Source organism: Flavobacterium facile (assembly GCF_036321945.1).
GTDB classification, from domain to species: Bacteria; Bacteroidota; Bacteroidia; order Flavobacteriales; family Flavobacteriaceae; genus Flavobacterium; species Flavobacterium facile.
This window is the reverse complement of record NZ_JAZAYT010000012.1, coordinates 1-4,502: the sequence shown is the minus strand read 5'-3', so window position 1 is coordinate 4,502 and position 4,502 is coordinate 1. Positions and strand designations below refer to the sequence as shown.

Here is a 4,502-nt window from a genome sequence, read left to right as displayed (position 1 = left end):
GGAGAATTCAATAACTTAATGCAACAAATGATAATTTTTATCTTTGTTGAATTATGGAAAAAAAGCACAAACGACTTACACTAAATGAACGCATTATTATTGAGACTTTACTCTATGAAAATAAGTCTAAAAGTTATATTGCAAAGCATCTAAATAGAAATCGTTCTACTATTACTCGAGAAATAAATAGTTGGATGCACAAACCAACCGATAAATACAATGCAACTTTAGCAGATTTCTTTGCAAAAGAAGAGTATTTAAACAAAAGAAATCTTGATAAAATAAATACTCATAAAAAACTTAAACTATTTGTTTACAGAGGCTTATTATGTGGTTTTTCGCCAGAACAAATTGCTGGAAGAATTAAAATTGATTATCCTAACAATAGTATTATGACAATCTCTCATGAAGCAATTTATCAGCATATTTATAAACATAGACAGTCAAGATTAGGCAAAAAACTCATACAACTTCTACCCTATCATCATTCCAAAAGAAGATACAATAGAAAAGGTGGAAAAAACAAAATACGAATCAAAGACCAAGTAAATATTAGCCAAAGACCCAACAGTGTTGAGTTACGAAACGAAGTTGGACATTGGGAAGGAGATCTAATGATTGGTGTAGGACAAAAAAGTGCCATCGGAACAATTGTAGAAAGAAAAACAAGATATGTTTTCATTATTAAATTAGAAAATAGAAAATCCGAAACCGTGACACAACAATTTGCAAAACACTTGAAAACACTACCCAAATACACTGTAAAATCAATGACTTACGACAACGGAATGGAAATGGCAAATCACAAATGGCTATCAAATAACACTGGAATGGATATATATTTTGCTAATCCTTATTCTTCCTGGGAACGTGGAACTAACGAAAACACGAACGGTTTAATTAGGCGTTTTTTCCCTAAAGGAACTGATTTTAACACCATAACAAACAAACAACTAAAACATGCTGAATTAACTCTAAACAATAGACCTAGAAAGGTTTTAGGGTACAAAACACCTCAAGAAAAAATGAATCAAGAAATCACTAACTATATAGCATAAATCAAGCCTATTTCGGAAATAACTTTTGGTCAATTAAAAAGACCAAAAAAGTTATTCTGAAATTAGACAAAATGAAAAGAAAATACTAATTTTGATTAGAACAATATTAACTGACCTTGTTGCGTTAAGGTCTTGAATCCGCCTCAGTCAAAATATTAACTTTTTCATCGGAATCGAAAAGTTTATACATCTCGCATATTGAAGAATCAAAACTTTCAGAACTGAATTCACCTAATTTTTTAGCATTTTTTACCGCTGTTTCCTGATTATTCTTGATTTTTTTATACAAATCATTCTTTACAAAATATTTTTCGCTCTTATCATAATCTTTTAAATGTTTCTTTAGTAACTGATTAGCTTCACTACAATCTTTAAAAGGTTTTGCAGTATATTCATAATGAAGCAATAACCAATATTCAAGACAAGGATTAGAAACAATTACTTTAACATTCTTTAATCTCGATAAATCTTTATAGTATTTTAAAAATTCTTCCTTAGGATTTTTACCTTCTTTCTTTTTACTTCTCTCCTCTTCAAGAACTTTATCTAAATCAACAATCCAAATTACTAAATCATAGTCACTTGCTGATTTTTTCACTTCTTTATATAAATCAAAAAGCTTCTTTTTTCTTGGCAATTTTGGCAACAAATCAAGGTTAATAGCATTTTCATTTCTTTTCATCATTTGAAAATACCATAATTCACATTCTCCATCAACAAAAATAGCTGCTTTCTTTTTCTTACTAATTTTCGCCATCTTCATCGTATTTAAAATCAAGAAAATAATCTCCTAATTCAGGTACACCCCCTAATTTACCAATACTATAAGCATTGTAAACATTACTACTATTTCTTATAGTTTTAGTGTCGAAATCTTCTAATGAATAAATTTCAGTATTACCTTCTTCTGTTTTATCAGCAAACCAAATACAATCATCTCTAAAAATATCTCTATTTTTTAATATTTCTCTGTTATGAGTAGTCGCGATTAATTGAGATTTGGATGAATTTACAAGATGCATTAAAATAAAATGGATATACAAATCGGGATGAAGAGAAGATTCTAACTCATCTATTGGCACAATACTATTTTGTCTTACAAGAATATCCAATATACCAGCTAAACCATAAAATCTTTGTGTTCCTTGAGATTGATTTTCAAAAGGTAAATTATAATTCTTATCTCCGAACTTATGGACAAATTCTAAATTAACAGCAGTAACTTTACCTTTTTCTCTAATAGAAGAAATTTTCTTTCTGTCCTCTTCACTCTTTGTACTAGTTTCCAAAAACTCAAGTAAACCTTCTGGTATATCTCTTTCCTTTTCTTCAATAATAATATCTTCAATGTTTAAATCTGCTTTTCTCAAAACTTCTAAAACATTTTCTTTACTAATATTACCACCATCATTTAAATTTCTAGTAACAAATCCATCTAAATCTGTTCTTGGTGAAATCATTGGTCTTAAAGCACTTTCAAACCAATCAAGAACTTCTCTTAACTCAACAATATCAATATTTGTTTTTAAAAAACCTCCAAAAACCGTGTTGTTAGATAATGTATTACTGACTAGAGTATTAACATAATCTTTATTCAGTTTAACTTTACTTCCAAAAACAATTTCAGTAAGATTATTATTAACATTTGTAGTTCTTTTAAAAACAGTTGCTTTATTAGGATTAAAAACTAACAATGTTTCTTGGCTAATAACTTTCTTATTAAATTCAACCCTGTAAGAATATTTTTTTGATTTATGAACGAAATCTATTTCAATTGTTGAGTCTAAATTTTTACTTTCATTATCAAACAAAAATGGATTAAAATCAAATTTTTCATTTTTTTTCTCAAATGGATCTAATACAATATCACGCAAAAATTCTATCGCATTTAACATTGTGGTTTTTCCAGACGCATTAGCACCATATAAAAAAATTAATTTTAATAATCTTAATCCCTTTATGGGTTCAATTACATAATAATTCTCTAAATCGTCATATTTTTTTGCTTCAAAAGAAATTGTTTGCTTTTCTCTTATCGGACCAAAATTGGTAACTGAAAAACTTATTATCATCTTTTTTTTGGTTTTAATTTGCAATTAATGCGCAAATTTAAGTATAAAAAATGAATTTTGGACTATTTTTTCAAATAAAAGACTACCGCTAACAGGCGTTTGGCAAGATTGCGAATTTTGTAGTAAATACACGTTTATTTCTCGCAAGAAATTTTATCTTTGATAGAAAATAAACGGTTCCGAAGTTCGCAACCTCGCCAAGCGCCGGGACGTTAGCCGTCAGTTTGGTGGAGCGTGGGAGAATTCAATAACTTAATGCAACAAATGATAATTTTTATCTTTGTTGAATTATGGAAAAAAAGCACAAACGACTTACACTAAATGAACGCATTATTATTGAGACTTTACTCTATGAAAATAAGTCTAAAAGTTATATTGCAAAGCATCTAAATAGAAATCGTTCTACTATTACTCGAGAAATAAATAGTTGGATGCACAAACCAACCGATAAATACAATGCAACTTTAGCAGATTTCTTTGCAAAAGAAGAGTATTTAAACAAAAGAAATCTTGATAAAATAAATACTCATAAAAAACTTAAACTATTTGTTTACAGAGGCTTATTATGTGGTTTTTCGCCAGAACAAATTGCTGGAAGAATTAAAATTGATTATCCTAACAATAGTATTATGACAATCTCTCATGAAGCAATTTATCAGCATATTTATAAACATAGACAGTCAAGATTAGGCAAAAAACTCATACAACTTCTACCCTATCATCATTCCAAAAGAAGATACAATAGAAAAGGTGGAAAAAACAAAATACGAATCAAAGACCAAGTAAATATTAGCCAAAGACCCAACAGTGTTGAGTTACGAAACGAAGTTGGACATTGGGAAGGAGATCTAATGATTGGTGTAGGACAAAAAAGTGCCATCGGAACAATTGTAGAAAGAAAAACAAGATATGTTTTCATTATTAAATTAGAAAATAGAAAATCCGAAACCGTGACACAACAATTTGCAAAACACTTGAAAACACTACCCAAATACACTGTAAAATCAATGACTTACGACAACGGAATGGAAATGGCAAATCACAAATGGCTATCAAATAACACTGGAATGGATATATATTTTGCTAATCCTTATTCTTCCTGGGAACGTGGAACTAACGAAAACACGAACGGTTTAATTAGGCGTTTTTTCCCTAAAGGAACTGATTTTAACACCATAACAAACAAACAACTAAAACATGCTGAATTAACTCTAAACAATAGACCTAGAAAGGTTTTAGGGTACAAAACACCTCAAGAAAAAATGAATCAAGAAATCACTAACTATATAGCATAAATCAAGCCTATTTCGGAAATAACTTTTGGTCAATTAAAAAGACCAAAAAAGTTATTCTGAAATTAGACAAAATGAAA

General features: G+C 29.1%; 4 protein-coding genes. 2 read left to right on the top strand and 2 right to left on the bottom strand.

The features are described from left to right. The first annotated feature begins 53 nt into the window (after nucleotides 1-53). Nucleotides 54-1,058, top strand: coding sequence for an IS30 family transposase (locus UEQ13_RS00115; protein ID WP_329804339.1), 1,005 nt, complete (start codon nucleotides 54-56; stop codon nucleotides 1,056-1,058). A gap of 124 nt (nucleotides 1,059-1,182) precedes the next feature. Here UEQ13_RS00115 and UEQ13_RS00110 read toward each other — a convergent pair whose 3' ends face one another. After that, a complete protein-coding gene (locus UEQ13_RS00110) occupies nucleotides 1,183-1,815 on the bottom strand; it encodes an RloB family protein (protein WP_329804343.1) in 633 nt (210 codons plus the stop codon). Further along, complete coding sequence (locus tag UEQ13_RS00105; RefSeq protein WP_094179223.1) at nucleotides 1,802-3,130, bottom strand: AAA family ATPase; 1,329 nt, start codon at nucleotides 3,128-3,130, stop codon at nucleotides 1,802-1,804. Before UEQ13_RS00105 ends, UEQ13_RS00110 begins: the two co-directional genes overlap by 14 nt. Before the next feature lie 290 nt (nucleotides 3,131-3,420). Between UEQ13_RS00105 and UEQ13_RS00100 the strand changes: the two genes are divergently transcribed. After that, nucleotides 3,421-4,425: an IS30 family transposase gene (locus tag UEQ13_RS00100; protein WP_329804339.1), complete on the top strand. Its 1,005-nt coding sequence runs from the start codon at nucleotides 3,421-3,423 to the stop codon at nucleotides 4,423-4,425. Nucleotides 4,426-4,502 lie beyond the last annotated feature (77 nt).